Source organism: Chryseobacterium aahli, from assembly GCF_022699665.1.
In the GTDB taxonomy this organism is placed as follows: Bacteria; Bacteroidota; Bacteroidia; order Flavobacteriales; family Weeksellaceae; genus Chryseobacterium; species Chryseobacterium aahli.
In genome coordinates, this window is record NZ_JALDNB010000015.1 from 72,158 (window position 1) to 89,920 (window position 17,763).

The 17,763-nt window shown below is 35.4% G+C and carries 17 protein-coding genes; 9 read left to right on the plus strand and 8 right to left on the minus strand.

Going from position 1 to position 17,763, the window contains the following annotated elements; all coding sequences use genetic code 11:
* Window positions 1-27 precede the first annotated feature (27 nt).
* Window positions 28-507 (minus strand): hypothetical protein, encoded by a 480-nt coding sequence (locus tag MQX03_RS19030; protein ID WP_242805026.1) that lies wholly within the window; start codon window positions 505-507, stop codon window positions 28-30.
* Between the two features lie 15 nt (window positions 508-522).
* A complete protein-coding gene (locus MQX03_RS19035) occupies window positions 523-1,728 on the minus strand; it encodes a pyridoxal phosphate-dependent aminotransferase (protein ID WP_242805028.1) in 1,206 nt (401 codons plus the stop codon).
* A 283-nt stretch (window positions 1,729-2,011) separates the two neighbouring features.
* On the opposite strand from MQX03_RS19035, the gene MQX03_RS19040 reads away from it, so the two are divergent.
* The 7 genes from MQX03_RS19040 to MQX03_RS19070 all read left to right on the plus strand — a co-directional run bounded on the left by MQX03_RS19040 (window position 2,012) and on the right by MQX03_RS19070 (window position 10,922).
* Entirely contained in the window at window positions 2,012-4,573 is a 2,562-nt protein-coding gene (locus MQX03_RS19040; RefSeq protein ID WP_242805030.1) for a T9SS-dependent choice-of-anchor J family protein, read from the plus strand.
* Window positions 4,574-4,674: 101 nt separating this feature from the next.
* Window positions 4,675-5,130, plus strand: coding sequence for a DUF1801 domain-containing protein (locus MQX03_RS19045; protein WP_242805032.1), 456 nt, complete (start codon window positions 4,675-4,677; stop codon window positions 5,128-5,130).
* Window positions 5,090-5,761 carry a YiiX/YebB-like N1pC/P60 family cysteine hydrolase gene (locus tag MQX03_RS19050; RefSeq protein ID WP_242805033.1) on the plus strand — a complete coding sequence of 224 codons (672 nt, stop codon included), beginning with the start codon at window positions 5,090-5,092 and terminating at the stop codon, window positions 5,759-5,761. The genes MQX03_RS19045 and MQX03_RS19050 overlap by 41 nt, the downstream gene beginning before the upstream one ends.
* 168 nt (window positions 5,762-5,929) lie before the next feature.
* Window positions 5,930-6,235, plus strand: coding sequence for an NIL domain-containing protein (locus tag MQX03_RS19055; RefSeq protein WP_242805034.1), 306 nt, complete (start codon window positions 5,930-5,932; stop codon window positions 6,233-6,235).
* A gap of 107 nt (window positions 6,236-6,342) precedes the next feature.
* Window positions 6,343-6,894 carry a LemA family protein gene (locus MQX03_RS19060; RefSeq protein WP_242805036.1) on the plus strand — a complete coding sequence of 184 codons (552 nt, stop codon included), beginning with the start codon at window positions 6,343-6,345 and terminating at the stop codon, window positions 6,892-6,894.
* An 88-nt stretch (window positions 6,895-6,982) separates the two neighbouring features.
* Window positions 6,983-8,920 (plus strand): DUF2207 domain-containing protein, encoded by a 1,938-nt coding sequence (locus MQX03_RS19065; RefSeq protein ID WP_242805038.1) that lies wholly within the window; start codon window positions 6,983-6,985, stop codon window positions 8,918-8,920.
* Between the two features lie 10 nt (window positions 8,921-8,930).
* Entirely contained in the window at window positions 8,931-10,922 is a 1,992-nt protein-coding gene (locus tag MQX03_RS19070) for a DUF2207 domain-containing protein (RefSeq protein ID WP_242805040.1), read from the plus strand.
* 132 nt (window positions 10,923-11,054) lie between these two features.
* On the opposite strand, the gene murA is transcribed toward MQX03_RS19070, so the two are convergent.
* The 4 genes from murA to MQX03_RS19090 form a co-directional block, all read right to left on the minus strand.
* Entirely contained in the window at window positions 11,055-12,362 is a 1,308-nt protein-coding gene (gene murA, locus MQX03_RS19075; protein WP_242805042.1) for a UDP-N-acetylglucosamine 1-carboxyvinyltransferase, read from the minus strand.
* Window positions 12,362-13,030, minus strand: coding sequence for a DUF4290 domain-containing protein (locus MQX03_RS19080; protein ID WP_129536110.1), 669 nt, complete (start codon window positions 13,028-13,030; stop codon window positions 12,362-12,364). Before MQX03_RS19080 ends, murA begins: the two co-directional genes overlap by 1 nt.
* 117 nt (window positions 13,031-13,147) lie before the next feature.
* Complete coding sequence (locus MQX03_RS19085) at window positions 13,148-13,561, minus strand: thiol-disulfide oxidoreductase DCC family protein (RefSeq protein WP_242805045.1); 414 nt, start codon at window positions 13,559-13,561, stop codon at window positions 13,148-13,150.
* Window positions 13,562-13,572: 11 nt separating this feature from the next.
* Window positions 13,573-14,031, minus strand: a complete 459-nt coding sequence (locus MQX03_RS19090; RefSeq protein WP_242805046.1) for a heme-binding domain-containing protein — start codon at window positions 14,029-14,031, stop codon at window positions 13,573-13,575.
* A 227-nt stretch (window positions 14,032-14,258) separates the two neighbouring features.
* Here MQX03_RS19090 and der point away from each other — a divergent pair, with 227 nt between their 5' ends.
* Both der and upp read left to right on the plus strand, forming a co-directional pair.
* Complete coding sequence (gene der / locus MQX03_RS19095; RefSeq protein WP_242805048.1) at window positions 14,259-15,569, plus strand: ribosome biogenesis GTPase Der; 1,311 nt, start codon at window positions 14,259-14,261, stop codon at window positions 15,567-15,569.
* Between the two features lie 105 nt (window positions 15,570-15,674).
* Window positions 15,675-16,325 (plus strand): uracil phosphoribosyltransferase, encoded by a 651-nt coding sequence (gene upp / locus MQX03_RS19100; RefSeq protein ID WP_242805050.1) that lies wholly within the window; start codon window positions 15,675-15,677, stop codon window positions 16,323-16,325.
* On the opposite strand, the gene MQX03_RS19105 is transcribed toward upp, so the two are convergent.
* Complete coding sequence (locus MQX03_RS19105; protein WP_242805052.1) at window positions 16,326-16,985, minus strand: alpha/beta fold hydrolase; 660 nt, start codon at window positions 16,983-16,985, stop codon at window positions 16,326-16,328.
* A 72-nt stretch (window positions 16,986-17,057) separates the two neighbouring features.
* Window positions 17,058-17,711: a ComF family protein gene (locus MQX03_RS19110; RefSeq protein ID WP_242805054.1), complete on the minus strand. Its 654-nt coding sequence runs from the start codon at window positions 17,709-17,711 to the stop codon at window positions 17,058-17,060.
* Between the last annotated feature and the right edge of the window lie 52 nt (window positions 17,712-17,763).

The following is a 17,763-nucleotide window of genomic DNA, read 5'->3' on the forward strand; positions in this document are numbered from 1 at the left end:
ATTTAAGCTGAAATATAGATTGTAAATTTAGCGTTGCTTCGGTGAAAGGTTTTCTAATTTGATTTTGAATTCTTCAAATTGTCTGTAATGGGTATCGCTGTAAGCATTCACAAAAACATGAGACTTTTTTGTGGTCTTGATCTGAAAAGTTTCATCAATTCCGTCAATAGGTTGAATGCTGGGCGAACTTTCAATTAAGCCTAAGTCTTTGATTTTAATAGAAGAAATCAGGTTCTTCCAGATTTGAGGAGTAATTGCTCTGTGCCATTCATTATGTTTTTGATTGGCGGTCATTCCGCCCTCAAAATGAATAGAATCTCGAGTGATTTTGTAGCTGCTGTAGTTTCCTAATTGTCCGCCAACATGAGATAAGCTGATAAAAGTAATTTCTTCAGGATCTTTTGGCGAGGGTTTATTTTCAAAACTTTTTTCGCTGCAAGAAAAAAATGTCAACAGTAAAAACATGGATAAGATTACTCTTAAAGCATTTGTTTTTACTGTTGACATAATATGTAAAGTTTGTTAGTGACGTTTGTCTGAATTATAATTTTCTAACGCAGCCTGCAATATCGCAACGCTTTTTCTTAAATCCTGTTCTTTCAGAACGTATGCGATTCTTACCTGTTTTTTTCCTAATTCAGGATTGCTGTAAAATCCGCCAGCCGGTGCAACCATGATGGTTTCGTTATTCAAAGAATATTTTTCTAATAACCACTGAGCAAATATTTCTGTATCGTCAACAGGAAGTTCGGCTACACAATAAAAAGCGCCTTTAGGTTTCGGGCAAATAACACCAGGAATAGCGTTAAGTAGATCTACCAAAACGTTTCTTCTATGAGTGTATTCTTCTCTTACCGCTCTGATATAAGCTCCGTCATTTTGATGAGCGGCAGTTGCTGCGATTTGTCCTAAAAGTACAGGGCTCAATCTTGCCTGTGCAAAAAGCATCGCTGCATCATGAATTTTTTTAGAACGAGTTAATAAGCAGCCAATTCTTACCCCACACATTGAGTAACGCTTAGATTCTGAATCGATGATAATGCAGTTTTCGCTTAATTCGGGAAAAGCCAACATAGAAATTTGCTGTTTCCCATCATAAACATATTCTCTGTAAACTTCATCTGAAATAATGACGATATCATATTTTAAAGCAATATCTGCCAATTGCTGAAGTTCTTCTCTTGTATATAAATATCCGGTTGGATTTCCGGGATTACAAATAACGATTGCTCTCGTTTTTGCGGTGATTTTTTTCTCAAACTCTTCAATTGGAGGCAATGCAAATCCTGTGTCGATTGTAGAAGGTACTGCAACCACATTTACGTTAAAAGTGCTTGTGAAACCATTATAGTTTGCATAATAAGGCTCCGGAATAATCACTTCGTCACCATCGTCACATAATGTGGAAATTGCAAAATTCAAAGCTTCAGATCCGCCATTGGTTACAATGAAGTTGTCTGGCGTTAAATCTGTAAAGTCTAAAGAGTGGTAATACTCTGTCAATGCTTTTCTGTACTCAATGTTTCCCTCTGATAAAGCGTATTCCAATACTTTTAAATCAATATTTTTTAAAGCGTTAAGAGCGGTTTCCGGAGTTTCGATATCGGGTTGTCCGATATTTAAATGATAAACTTTTGTTCCTCTTTGTTTTGCCTGAAGGGCGAATGGAACCAGTTTTCTTACCGGTGAAGGTGGCATCTGTTGTGCTCTGTTTGAGATATTCGGCATTGTTTAAAATTTGTATGCACAAAAATAAGATTAAATTCTTAATAAGTAAAATGCAAATGCTGGAATGTAATATTTTAATTTAATGTTAAATAATGTTTAATGTTTTACTATTATTTGTTAATTAAACTTTTTCATTTATTTATTTTGGTGTTGTTTTGTTATTTTTTATCAATTATTTAAATTATATTATTTGTGTTAAATTGAATTAATTATTTGTGATTTATTTAATTTTAATTGTTTTATTGTGATTTATATTTATATTAGCGCATTAAAAATTAATAATATGAAAATAAATCGATTTTTTGGAATTGCTAGTTTGGCTCTGGTTTTATCTTCGTCTTGGTTAACAGCTCAATATTATCATCCGGTTACGGTTACGGGCTTTACGCAAGATGTAATTGTAAATGGGGTTGGCAGTGCATCTACAAGCACAACATCTGCTGTTGATGACGCGAGTTTTGCTTATATCTCCAGAGATTTTCAAGCAACTGCTGGTGCTCCTCTACCTTATTACGGTCTTCCTGTAACCGGACAGTTTATGACAATCGTCGGCTCAACTGCAGGACTTACTTATCAGTTAGCTCCTTATTCGGGAAATAACTCTCTGAAATTGAGTGCTGCAAATGATACAGGCACTTTGACATTGGGTACCCCTACTGCAGCTTACAATTTATACTTTCTTGCAACAGGAGGAAGTGGTGCTGCAGTTGCAAGTGCGGTTGTTACCTTTTCAGATAATACGACGCAAGCCTTTAGCGGTTTAAATGTTTTAGACTGGTATGGCGGTGCAAATGCTGCAATACAAGGGATTGGAAGAGTAAATCTTACCACTAATAATATGGAAGATGGGGGTGGAGTTAATCCTAGAATCTATCAAATTCCTTTAGCAATCTCAGCAGCTAATCAATCAAAAACTATTCAAAGTGTAAGTTTTACCAAGGTATCAGGAACGGGATTTATTAATATATTTGGTATTTCAGCAGATCGTTACACCACTTGTTTAGCTCCTACAGCTGTTACTGCTTCGGCGATAACATTTACTACTGGTACACTTAGCTGGACGGCACCTGCATCTACTCCGAGTAGTTATGATGTTTATTATACTTCATCTACCGTTGCGCCTAATGCATCTACAACACCGTCTCAATCTGGTATTACTGCGACAACAGCTCCAATGAGTGGGCTGACGCCTCAGACCAGATTTCATGTATGGATTCGTTCAAATTGTAGTGGTAACGTCGGCGAATGGGCTTACGGAACAACATTCTTAACACCTTGTTCCACTTATAATGTACCTTACTCTGAGAATTTTGATACAACTGCGGTGGGGTCTTCTACTAATACAAATGCACCATATTGTTGGTCATATCTTGAGACAAGTGGTTTTGCTGGTTCTGGCTATGTAGTAGCGACCAACCCGTTTGTTGCGCCTAATTCTTATGTTTTAGCAAATTCAAGTGCAACTACAGGAAATCAAATGCTGGTGTCTCCTCAAACCATTGCGCTATCAGATGGTACAAAAAGAGTAAGATTTTATGCTAGAGGAAGCTCTGCAAACTATTCATTGCAGGTTGGCACACTGACGAATCCTTTAGATCCTACGACATTTGTAGCATTTAATACTACCACACTTACAAATGCCCATGCATTGTATACGGTTTATATTCCAGCGGGTGGTGGTGATTATTTGGCTTTCAGACATAATTTAGGAGGTACTTCGAGATCGATTTATATTGATAATATTACAGTGGAAGCTAACCCTACATGCATTGAGCCGGCTAATCTTTCTTCATCAAACGTACAAGCTTATACTGCTGACATTGCGTGGACATCAACTCCGGGCTCTCCTGCAAACGCACCAGGTTCTGTTTATGAATATTATTATTCTACATCCAACGTTGCTCCTACTGCTTCTACTACAGCATTAGGTTCTAGCTCTGGTCTCTCTGCATCTCTAAGTGGTCTTACACCATCATCAAATTATTATCTATGGTTAAGATCATCTTGTAGTGCTACTGATAAAACCAGTTGGTTAGGTCCTATAACGTTTACAACGCTTTGTGTGCCGGTAACAACTTTCCCTTGGAGTGAAAATTTCGATTCAATGACTGCTATAGGATCTGGAATCGTTCCGAACTGTTGGAAGCAGACTTTAGGAGGTGGTTCTTCAAATTTCACTTCGGCAAACGCATCTCAACAATCGTATAATGATCCTAAATCTGCACCGAATTATATGACAATTTATTATCCATATAATAATCCTGCTTATTTATGGACACCTCTATTTACTTTAACAGCGGGAACTTCTTATGAATTCTCTTTTTATTGGGTAGGAGACAACTTTGCAGGTTGGCAAAATGAAGTGGTTGTAAACAATACGCAATTGGCAACCGGTTCTACAAGTTTGACTACATTTATTGAACCATCACAAGTTGCAACAGGAGGAGGTAACAGTACGAATTATACCAAAGTAACCGTTACCTATGTTCCTACAGCCACAGGGAATTATACTTTTGCGATAAAGGCTAATAATACAACAACGGCTCCGTTTTATATGGGATTTGATGACTTCTCTCTAACGCAGGGAGCATTGGCTACTTCAGAAGTTGGTTCAGATAAAAAAGAGATTAAAATATCTCCGAATCCATTTACGGATGTAATCAAGATTTCAGAATTTAAAGATATCAAAACGGTAAAAATCATTGATCTTGCTGGAAGAACTCTTCAGACTATTGAAAATCCTGGACAGACAATTAATTTAAGCTCATTGAGCTCAGGTTTATATTTGGTGAATATGTATTTCAAAGATGGCTCACAAAAAAGTGTGAAGGTCATCAAAAAATAAAACTATTTTTTTTGAATTATTTTTTTAGCAGCTGTACGAAAGTATGGCTGCTTTTTTATGTGCTCAAATTTTTGTTATTTTGAAGCTTAAACTTAAAAGCAATGCAAATTCCTGCTTCGTCTGTAGAAGACTATATATCCAAAATTCCTGAAGAAAGGCAGGAGGTTTTCACAAAGCTATTTGATACCATCACTGAAAATCTGCCAAAAGGTTTTACCAAAGGTGTCAGCTACGGAATGGTTGGCTGGGATGTACCTTTAGAAACTTTTCCTGCGGGTTATCATTGTACGCCGGGTTCGCCGCTGCCTTTTATGGGATTGGCTTCGCAGAAGAATTTCATAGCCCTTTATCACATGGGGATTTATGCAAAACCTGATCTTCTTGATTGGTTTGTAGCAGAATTTCCAAAACATTCTAAAAGAAAATTAGATATGGGGAAATCATGCATTCGCTTCAAGAAAATTGATGAAATTCCTTTTGAATTAATTGCTGAGCTGAGTAAAAAAATGACCGTAGATGAATGGATCAATATTTATGAAACCAACTTTAAAAAATAGATCATTCCTGAAATTAATCTCTTTTTTTGCAATTTTTCTTTTTGTTTTAAGTTGTAAAAATTCTCAAACTTCGGGTTTGAAGAATGGGGATTTACTTTTCGTCACCGCAAAAGAAAGTGGACTATCGGGAGCAATTAATAACGTCACTCAAAAACAAAAAAACGCATCCTTCGATCATATCGGAATTTTACAAAAAGATAAAACTGGAGTTTTTGTACTTCATGCTGCTCCAAAAAATGGTTCTCAGAAGCAAAATTTAGATGAGTTTTTAAAAGATCAGGCAAACGACGGACAAAAAGTGGTGGTGTACAGATTGAAGCCGGAGTTTCAGAATACAATCCCTGACGCAATCGAAAAAGCAAATTCTATGCTGGGGAAACCTTACAATTTCAATTATATTTTAGACGAAAATTCTTATTACTGCTCAGATTATATCGAGAGATCATTTAGAGAGAATCATATTTTTAAATTAGAACCCATGACTTTCGTTGATCCTAAAACGGGGAAAATAAATACATTTTGGGAAGAGTTTTATACTAAAAAAAATCTCAAAGTTCCGGAAGGTGAACCCGGGTGTAATCCCAACGGATTGGCTATGTCAGATAAAATACAACGTATAAAAGAACTGTAAATATTAGAGAAACTGAGAGGTTTCTCTTTTTTTATGTTAAAATTAAAAATTAATACCCTACTAATTTGGTAGACTAATATTTTTTTATACTTTTGTCAAAGAATTAACAGGTAAATATTTCAAAATATGTAATTCAGAAAATATTGTTTAATCAAAAATTGTTTAGTTATGATTACGCCAAATTTGCAGGCTTTACCAAAAAATGTACACCTTATCAAAAAAGATTTGATCATCGAAGTAGAACTGAATGGAAAAATGAAGTTTGACCATCTTTTGAATGCAATCTACCAACAAATGGGGATCTGCTATAAAGTACTAAGCGCAAATGTGGAGTATATGAACGGAGCAAATTTTGGTTCATTTCAGTTACATTTAAATGCAACACCGGAAGAATCTCAGCAACTTGAATTTTTCCTAAATAAAAATAAACTTCTGAATACCACTGTCGATTATACCTGCAGAAAGTATTCATAAAGCTGTAAGTCCATATAGTTTGAGGGGCGTTCAATTTATTGAGCGCTTTTTTTATTCAATTCTCCGATAAAAAAGTTTATTTTTATTTTAAAATAAATTACAAAATTATGGTTGCACTTATTATCATCGGAGTTCTTGTATTGATTGTCCTTTACGGAGTTTCTATTTATAACCGTCTCGTAAAACTAAAAAATCTCGTTCAGGAAGCATGGAGCAGTATCGATGTCATGCTTAAAAAACGTCACGATTTGATTCCGAATTTGGTTGAAACGGTAAAAGGGTATGCAACTCACGAACGTGAAACTCTTGAAAACGTTACCAGAGCAAGAAATTTGGCGGTAGGAGCAGATTCTGTAGAGGGTAAAGAAGCTGCAGAGAAAAATCTGAACCAGGCGATGGTGAATTTATTTGCTGTAGCCGAACAATATCCGGATTTGAAAGCGAATGCCAACTTCCAGCAATTGCAGACAGAATTGAGCTCTATTGAAAACGATATCGAAAAATCAAGAAGATACTACAACGGAACGGCAAGAGAAAACAATACGTTGGTAGAATCTTTCCCAAGCAACGTAGTTGCCAACATGTACAAATTTGAAAAAGCCAAGTTCTTTGAGCTTGAAAATATTGCAGACAGAGAAGTTCCGACAGTAAAATTTTAAGAAATGAAGTCGCTTTGATTGGTTTGAAACATCAATATCAATCTAGAAAGGCGATACCATACGACCCACCAAATAATAAAATCTATGTATGAAAAATTTCTTACAGTTACTTTTCCTTTTATTCTTTAGTTTAAATTTTGCTCAGGAAGAGCCTATACGAACAGATCAATTGTCTATCATCGATGGGCGGGAAAGAATTATGAATTTTCACGCTGATATTGATGTTGATAAAAATTCGAACATCACGGTTACTGAGAAGATAAAGGTTCACAGTCTGGGAGATAAAATAAAACGAGGCATCTTTCGTTCACTTCCGCTAACCAGAAATATTAATAATACGACTCAGAAAGTACAGTACAATATTGTTTCTGTAAAGAAAAATAGTGTTGATGAAGATTATCATGAAGAATATGAAGATGGCTTTCTGAAAATTTATTTCGGAAACAAAGATATTATTCTCGAGCCGGGCGACTATGATTACGAAATAAAATATACCACAGAAAAACAAATCGGTTTTTTTGAAAAGTATGATGAGTTTTATTGGAACGTCAACGGAAATTTCTGGGATTTTCCCGTTGACCAAATTTCCGCAACAGTCAATCTTCCGCAAGGTGCAGGGATTTTGCAAAATTCTTGTTACACAGGCGGCCAGGGAAGTACAGATCAAAATTGTACGGTAAAAGTACTTTCAGAACATTCGATCGAATGGAATGCTGAAAATTTGGGTTCCGAAGAAGGTCTTACGATTGCCGTGGGTTTTAAAAAAGGGGTGATGATTCCGCCGCCGCCTCCCACTTTTATTGAAAGATTCGGAATTTTGATTGCCGGAATTATTGTGTTTTTAGGGATGGTTATTTATTATATTTCAACATGGAGAAAATACGGTGTAGATCCCGAAAAGCCAATTGTTTATCCACAATTCAATTCGCCAGACGATCTTTCGCCTGCTTCTTTAGGTTACATCAACAGCGAAACTTTTAAAAATAAATATCTTACAGCAGCTTTGGTAAATTTAGCTGTTAAAGGTTATATTCAGATTATAGAAACTGAAGATCCGGGTGTTTTAGGTTTATTTAAATCAAAAAAGTTTACAGTAAAAAAACTAAAAAATGCAGATCAAAAATTACCTGTAGAAGAAATTAATTTGATGAACAATCTCTTCACAACGGTAGACACTGTGAAATTTGACGGAGAATACAATTCTAAAATTGAACAGACGGTTAAGAGTTTTCAGTCTTCGCTTACCTATCAGCATAACAAATTATTGAATGAGGGAAATAATACCAACAAATTATATCTGCCATTGATTTTAATGACAGTGGTTTATGGTCTCGGATTGCTTTTAAGTTTTAAAATGTTTCCTGAATTTGAAAAGGTAATTGTTGGCGGATTTTTGTACGTTATTCTTTTGGTCTGTTTTTTAATCACAGGATATCTTTTCAAAATTTTCCCGGTTTTATTTAAAATTTTCCTGATTATTCCGACAATCATTCTCATTATTTTGGGAGCGTTAATGTTCAATCACAACGAATTTACCATTGATAATAATTTTAATATCTGTTATATTTTTATTGTTTTAGGATTTACATCACTGATTATTTATCAGTTTCTCATCAGAAGACCTTCCGAAGAAAAACTGAAAAAGAAATCTCTGATCGATGGTTTCAAAATGTACATGGGAGCTGCAGAAAATGAGCAATTGAAATTTCACAATCCACCCACAATGACCCCAGAATCTTTTGAAAAATTGTTGCCTTTTGCAATGGTCTTGGGAGTTGATGAAATTTGGGGGAAGAAATTTGATGCACTGCTGACGAAAATGTCTACAGAATATCAAAGCAACTGGTACGTTGGCTCATCGATGAATCATTTTGCTATGGCAAGTGTTCTTAATTCCAGTTTGACACAATCGATACAGTCTTCTGCTACACAACCATCAAGTTCGGGAAGCAGCTCTGGTTCAGGATCGGGCGGCGGAGGATTTTCCGGCGGTGGCGGCGGTGGCGGTGGTGGCGGTGGCTGGTAAAAATTTAGATATGAAAAAAATTATTCAGATCATTATTTTCTTCTTTTGTTTTCTTGCTTTTGCGCAGGAAAACATCGTTGAATTGCCAGTTGACGCATTAGAATATGCCGAGGAAACTAATGTCCAGAGAGAAAGAATTGTTTCTTTTCATTCTGACATCAAGATTGCAGAAAACGCTGATGTTACCGTTACAGAAACCATCAAAGTGTATGCTCGTGGTTATGAAATCAGGCGGGGGATTTTCCGTGCATTACCAACTATTAGAAATATCAATGGAGGAAAGGAAAAGATTACTTACAAAATAATTTCTGTAGAAAAAGATGGTATAAAAGAGCCTTATCATATCGAAAGGCAAAATGGTGTTTTTAATATTTATATTGGCGATAAAGATTACCAGCTGAGTGAGGGTTTTTACACCTACAAAATTGTTTATAGAACGCAGGATCAGATTGGTCATTTCAAAGGGTATGACGAGTTTTACTGGAATGTAAACGGTACAGATTGGTCTTTTCCGGTAGAAGAAATTATTGCCACAATTCATCTGCCAAAGAACGCAGATATTCTTCAAAATTCTTGTTATACAGGTGTTCATGGAAGCACGGATAAAAACTGTACCAGCGGAAAATTATCTTCAACACAGATTGTTTTTAAGGCTAATGATTTAAAGGAACATGAAAACCTTACCGTTGCCGTAGGTTTTAAAGCCGGAGTTTTAAAAGAGCCATCTGGTTTCTTTAAATGGATTGACAGAAACTGGCAAAGTTTGCCTCTGTTTTTTATCGGAATTTATCTTTTGTTTTTCTACTATAACAATTGGAAAAAATACGGGAAAGATCCTGAAAAACCAGTTGTGATTCCGCAATTCAATGCGCCAAATGATCTTTCGCCTGCATCTTTGGGTTATATTGATAAAGGTAAATTTGATGCTAATTTGGTTACCGCAAATCTCGTCGATCTTTCTGTAAAAGGTTTTGTTGATATTGATGAGGTGAAAGATGTTAAGGAAACTTATCTGTCTAAAATATTTACATTAAAAAAAGTAGAAGCAAGCGATTACAATTTGCAAGGTGATCAAAAACTGCTTTTGAAAAAGATGTTTGGAAAAGAAAAGAAAATTTCTGTAAACGGAATATATAGTTCTAAAATTAAAAATGCGGTTGAAGATTTTGAAAAATTGATCACTAAAGAGAATAAGATTTTTGTTGAGAAAACATCTAATCATAAACTTATTTACAAAGCTTTAAAAATTATTCTTGCGAGTTTTTTTCTTGCCCTTATTATTAATTCTTTAGTGACTCAAGAATTTACAGTCCTTGGGATTGGCATTGCGATAGGAATCTTTGGAGGTATTTTTGCGGCAATTTTAATAGCTATCTGGAGTGATAAAAACAAAATTGTAGTATTGGTGGTCTTGTTTTTTGCATCAACAATTATGATGCCTATGTTTTTTTTAGCATTTGTAGGTTCTGACGATATTTCTTCATTTGAATCTAATTGTTTTAAATTTTTAATCTTCGCAATTATTTCTCTATTTGTATTCAGGTATTTTATTAATAAGCCAAGTGTTGAAAAGGTAAAAATGAAATCTGAAATTGAAGGTTTTAAAATGTACCTCAGTGCAGCTGAAGAAAACCAATTAAAGTTTCATAATCCTCCTGAAATGACTTCCGATGTGTATGAGAAATTTCTTCCTTACGCCATTGTTTTCGGGGTTGAAGGAATTTGGGGTAAAAGATTCAGAGATAAAATGCAAGAAACAATCGACGCAGCCGAACCTTACAGAGAAATTCAAAATCATTTCAGTTATGGTTTTGCCAATTCATTTACCACAACATTGAAAGGAACAACCGTTGCTCCTGTAAGCAGCTTTTCATCATCATCTTCCTCCTCATCACGATCTTCAAGCAGTTCATCCTATTCAGGAGGTTCCAGCTCTAGCGGTTCGTCTGGTGGAGGATCATCTGGTGGCGGCGGAGGTGGCGGCGGAGGTGGCGGCTGGTAATTTGTTTTACAGAAATTATCAAAAACATCAACGGCTTAAATTTATTTAACAAAATAAAAGCGTTCAGAAAATTAATTCCGAACGCTTTTTTATCTATAATTAAATTAAGCTTCCTTAGTCTCAACCTTAATTTTATATCCTCTCAATATCTGCTCCAATCGCTTTCAATCTTCCATCAATATTTTCATATCCACGGTCAATTTGCTCGATATTGTGAATGATTGATTTTCCTTCAGCAGAAAGGGCAGCAATCAAAAGTGCATTTCCGGCTCTGATATCGGGAGAAACCATCGTTGTTCCACGAAGTGGTGATTCTTGATTCAAACCGATTACTGTTGCTCTGTGTGGATCGCACAAGATAATTTGTGCTCCCATGTCAATCAGTTTATCAACGAAAAATAGTCTCGATTCAAACATTTTCTGATGTACCAAAATACTTCCTTTTGCCTGTGTAGCCACTACCAAAATGATGGAAAGTAGATCCGGAGTAAATCCTGGCCAAGGTGCATCTGAAATCGTAAGGATAGATCCGTCGATAAATTTCTGAATTTTATAATGCTCCTGAGATGGGATGTAAATGTCATCACCACTCTGCTCAAGCTCGATTCCCAGTTTTCTGAATGTATTCGGGATTACGCCAAGCTGGTTCCAGTTAACGTTTTTGATGGTGATTTCAGATTTTGTCATGGCTGCAAGACCAATCCATGAACCGATTTCTACCATGTCCGGAAGCATTGTGTGTTCTGTTCCGTTCAAACTTATAACGCCTTCAATCGTTAATAAATTTGAACCGATTCCTGAAATATTGGCACCCATTCTGTTCAGCATTTTGCAAAGCTGTTGCAGGTAAGGTTCGCATGCCGCGTTGTAGATTCTTGTTTTTCCTTTTGCTAAAGCTGCTGCCATCACAATATTAGCAGTTCCCGTTACGGAAGCTTCTTCAAGAAGGATGAATTTTCCGTTAAGTTCTTTAGCTTTTAATGAATAGAAATATTCGTTCTCATCATAATGAAATTCGGCACCCAATTCTACCAATCCCTGGAAATGAGTATCCAATCTTCTTCTACCGATTTTGTCACCACCCGGAGTCGGCATGTAGGCTTCACCGTAACGAGCTAACATTGGACCCATCAGCATAATTGAACCTCTTAGTTTTGCGCCGTCTTTTTTGAATTCGTCAGATTTGATGTAATCAAAATTGACGCTGTCCGCCTTGAAAGTAAAATCGCCATGACCATTTTTGGTCACTTTTACTCCGAAATCTCCTAAAATCTCAATCAATCTGTTGACATCATGGATATCCGGAATGTTTTTAATTCTTACTTCCTCATCTGTTAACAAAACCGCACATAAGATTTGGAGAGCTTCATTTTTTGCCCCTTGTGGAGTAATTTCACCTTGCAGTCTTTTTCCTCCTCTTATTTGAAATGTCCCACTCATTATCTTCTATTCTTATTATTGTTGTTATTTGTGAATCTTCTTTTGTTAATATTGTTGTTAGTATTGCTTTGATTCCGGTTATTGTTATTCTTGTTCAGATTGTTACGGTTTGCGGTTGCGTAATAGATCTTACTTTTTTCAAGAGATTCAATATTGGTTAAATCAAGTCGGTTAGATGATAATTCTTTCAGATGACGGAAAATCACATCATCAGTCACATGTTCTTTATTATAAACATTGTAAGACTTCTTCATATTGTTAGCAATCACTTCGATCAGAGCTTCTTTTTCGTCTCCTGGTTCAAGTTCGATTGCTTTTTCTATTAATTGAAGAATACTTTTTCCGTAAAATTTAAAATCACCCTGAAGTTTTGGATATTCCATTCTTTTAGGCTTCTCCTCAAGTTCTTCTTTGGTTGGGAAAGGGTAAACAGGATCGATGTCAAGATCATGTTTAGCCAAAATATACAGATGATCCCAAAGTTTATGTTTGTAATTGTCTTCGTCTCGTAGTTGTGGGTTTCTTTGACCCATAAAATCAATGATTGCCATTGCCATTTCGTTTCTTTCTTCCTTTGTAGAAAGCTCTTTGCAACGCTCAACCAACTGTTGTATGATTCTGCCGTATTCCGGCATATTAAGCTGAGTTCTTTGGGTGTTATATTCCATAATATGCAAATATATGGATTAATAAAAAAATCAGTCAGAAAAACTTAAATGTTTGTTATAATTTAATAAAAAATTAAAGTTTTCCGCTATTTTATCAGATGCCAAAATTTAAACCAATCAAATTTCGATAAATTTCTTTCTTTGATGAGGAGTTGGTAAATAACATTTCTGATTCGCAATTTTCATCCTGTTCTCCGAAATTTTATCATAAATCTTGTCTCTTAAGAATGAAGGGAAGATTTTTCCCATCACAGACAGTTTGTAAATTCCGCCTAATAAATCTGCGATTTTTAAAACTGCGTGAGATTTAATTAAATAATAAGAATTAGGCTTCCACAAATACATGGTGTTGAATTGTTTGGTCTCAAGACCTCTTTCTGAAAGAAATTTTTGTCCGAATTCAGACTGCAGTGAAGCAAACATAAATTGGTCATTTTTGTCTCTTTCTAAAATCCATTGTACCCAAAAATTACAGACGCCGCACTCGCCGTCAAAAAACACAATATGTTTATCCTTCCATTTTTCCTCCATGATTTTTTGTTTTATTGCATTTTTATCTGCGTGTCTTCTATTTGTTTTTTTAAATAGATAACGAGTTCTTTTCTTTGTTGATCAGTCAGCTTAGCATCCTGATGACCGACGTAATAAGATTCTAATGGCATTTCTTTCTTTTCAATCATCTCAATGCATTCTTCCATTTTATGAATCTGTCTTTTCGGTTCGTAAGTTGCAAAAATAGAGAAGTTTAAATGTTTTCTGCCTTCATTAATATGGTTTTTTAAGAACCAAGAGGAAGGCGCAATGCTAGAATACCAAGGATATTTTGTTTCGTTTGAATGACAATCATAGCAAGAACTTCTGATAATCTTAGCGACATTTTCAGGAGTGTTTTTAATTTTCAAAAAATCCATTCCTTCATTAACGGGCGGATTTGTTTTGTCAATCGGAAAAAACTGAATGATAACAAAAGCAACCAAAAAAATAATAAGTATTTTCTTCATAAAGCGAAATTTTAAAAGACGGTTAATTAAATCACATCTCGTGCCTAAAGTTTAAATTTAGAAAAAAATATCGACTATTTATTTGTGGACTAGCTGTTTAGAATAAATCAATGATTAAGGTTAAATTTTAAAACCCTATCTTTGCAAAAAAATTGGGCTCCAATAGTTGGAGTAACCCATTGATAATCTGATCCTGAGTACATCTCAAGGGTTATTAAACATTTTTTATGTCAAATATTGTTGCAATCGTTGGACGTCCCAACGTAGGAAAATCCACACTTTTTAATCGTTTGCTTGAAAGAAGAGAAGCTATCGTAGATTCTACTTCCGGAGTTACCAGAGACCGTCATTACGGAAAATCTGACTGGAGTGGTGTAGACTTTACTGTAATCGATACAGGTGGTTATGAAGTAAACAGCGAAGACGTTTTCCAGGAAGAAATTTCAAAACAGGTTCAGCTGGCAATTGATGAAGCGACGTCAATTATTTTTATGATGAACGTAGAAGAAGGTCTTACAGATACCGACTATGAGATTCATGAGATGTTGAGAAGATCAAAAAAGCCGGTTTACCACGTAATTAATAAAGTTGACTCTTCAAAAGAAGAATTGGCAGCTACAGAATTTTACCAGTTAGGAATTGAAAAATATTACACGTTGTCTTCAGCTACAGGTTCCGGAACAGGAGAGATTCTTGATGCTGTAATTAATGATTTTCCGACAACTGATTACAAAGATCCATTCGAAGGTCTTCCAAAAATCACCATTGCAGGTCGTCCAAACGTAGGGAAATCTACTTTAACGAATGCTTTGCTTGATGCTGAAAGAAACATTGTAACTGATGTTGCTGGAACTACAAGAGACAGTATTCAGACCCTTTATAATAAATTCGGACACGAGTTTGTATTGGTAGATACTGCCGGAATGCGTCGTAAGTCTAAAGTAAATGAGGACTTAGAATTTTATTCTGTAATGAGATCTATTCGTTCAATCGAATTTTCTGATGTTGTGATCATCATGGTTGATGCAACTTTAGGTTGGGAATCTCAGGATATGAATATTTTCGGTTTGGCTCAGAAAAACAGAAAAGGAATCGTAATCGTTGTTAATAAATGGGATTTGATTGAAGACAAAACAACAAATACCGTTAGAGATTTTGAACAATCTATCAAAGATAAAATCGGTCAGTTTAGCGATATTCCAATTCTTTTTGTTTCAGCTTTAACGAAACAGAGAATCCTTAAAGCTGTTGAAATGGCAATGGTTGTGTATGAAGACCGTAAGAAGAAAATCAAAACTTCAAAATTGAATGAAGTAATGCTTCCTATTTTCGAACGTACTCCGCCGCCAGCAAACAAAGGAAAATATATTAAAATCAAATATTGTGTACAGTTGCCGACACCGTCGCCACAATTTGTTTTCTTCTGTAATTTACCGCAGTATGTGAAAGAAGCGTACAAACGATTTACAGAAAATCAGCTTAGAAAAGAATTTGGGTTTACCGGAGTTCCGATTGAAGTTTATTTCAGACAAAAATAATCGTATTCATTTCGATTTAAAATCATAAAAATAATCCCTTTCAGTAATTTTCTGAGAGGGATTTTATTTTAAATTTCATAGTTTTGTTTTCAGAATAATCAAATTATGACGGTAGAACTTTCTAAAACATTTTCTTTAGTTAATTCATGGATTAACGAGCTTCGAAACGTAGAAATTCAGCATGACCGAATGAGATTCCGTAGAAATATGGAGCGTATCGGAGAAATTGCCGCTTTTGAAATCTCTAAAGATTTAGAAACAAAAGAAATTGAAATTCAGACCCCTTTAGATAAAATAAAAGTTCATGAAATTGCCGTTCAGCCAGTGATTACAACCATTTTAAGGGCTGGAGTTCCTTTGTTTGAAGGGATTTTAAATTATTTCGACAGAGCTGACTGTGGTTTTGTAGCAGCTTACAGAAAGCATGACGCAAATGATTATTTCTCCATAAAGCAAGATTATTTAACCTGCCCGAATATCGACGGAAGACCATTAATTGTAGCAGATCCTATGTTGGCAACTGGCGCATCTTTAATTGAAGCCATCAAAGATTTACTAACCAACGGAACGCCTTCTCAACTACACATCGTTGCAGCCATTGCATCAAAACAAGGTGTCGAAACTATTGAAAAAGCTTATCCACAAGCGAAAATATGGGTTGGTGCTATTGATGAAAATTTAACGACGAAGGGGTATATTACTCCAGGCCTGGGCGACGCGGGAGATTTGAGCTATGGTGAAAAACTGCAGAGATAATTAAGGCAGACTCCACAAATCTTGCATCAGATTGAGAAGTAGATCTGCTCGTACTTTTTCTAGCGGATGTTTTGTGTCGGGAAGTACGGCCAATTTTCCTTTTGTAAGTTTTCTGCAAACTGCAGTGCTTTCCTCAATCGTAACCATATTGTCCTGATCTCCGACCATAATCTGAACCGGAATTTCGATATTCTTTAAAACTTCATCATGTAGCGGTGGATTTTTACCCAAAGAAATCATCATTTCGGCAATCGCAGGAAGTAATTTTTTCCATTTTGAACCATGCTGAGATTCTAATAGTTCGGCATATTTGGGAATTTTTTCTATAATAATATCAGGATTCAGCATTTTACTTTCTTTCAATGCCTGTTCTTCTGTCCAGTCAAACTTGGTTCCTAATGTCATGACTGAATTTACTTTTTCAGGATTTTCTAAAGCATAGCAAAGTGCTACGTAGCCACCCATGCTGTGCCCGAAAATACAAACATCTTCCAGATTTTTCTCTTCAATAAATTCACTTAATTCTTTAATGTATTTTTCAATCGTAATTCCGTTCGTCGGAAGTTCTGTGTTTCCGTGTCCCGAAAACAATGGGGTATAAACATTGAAAGATTCTGAAAGCGCATTTAAATAAGGATTGAATAGATCACTGTGACCCAATGCACCATGTAATAAATAAGGTTCCTCATATAATTAGTTTGTGGAAAATTAGCAAAAATATTTTAATCTAAGCTATTCATCCATCGCCATTACCAGAGTACTCACTTTGTTATTTCCTTCTTTCAGAATTTCCCACGCAATCGTAGCTAAAGTATTTCCGGTCGTGAAAACATCGTCAATCAGTAAAACATGTTGGTTAGAAATTTTTTTCGTTAATGAGAAGGTATTTTGAGTTTCCAAACGGTGTTTTTTATCTTTCAACGCTTGAGCTTTTGAGTAATGATTTCTCTTCAGTAAATGATGCTCAAATGGAATTCCATAAAAATCAGAAAGTGTTTTGGTGAACAAATGTAATTGATTGTAGCCTCTTTCCTTTTCTTTCTTCGGATGGAGTGGAACACTTATCAACAAATCCGGCTTTTCGCTTTTAAAATCTAATCTTTCTGTCACCCAATCTGCAACAGTTTTTCCGGTTTTTTCTCGACTTCTGTACTTTAATTGGTGAATGATTTTCCGGCTTAAGTTTTCCTGTTCAAACTGCATCAAAGCGTATGCATTCTCAGTCGGAAATAACAATTTGCATTTTTCTTTTAAGCTGTTTTCAGATAAATAATCAAAATGAGTAAAGTGAATCTGCTCAAAACAGATATTGCAAACAAGTAAGTTACCATCGATGATTCGGTTGCAATGAATGCAGCGGTTTGGGAAAAATAAATCTAAAATCATTTGTGTGTTTTCTGAAACTAAAATAATTAATTTCTAAAGAAGTTCGATGCTT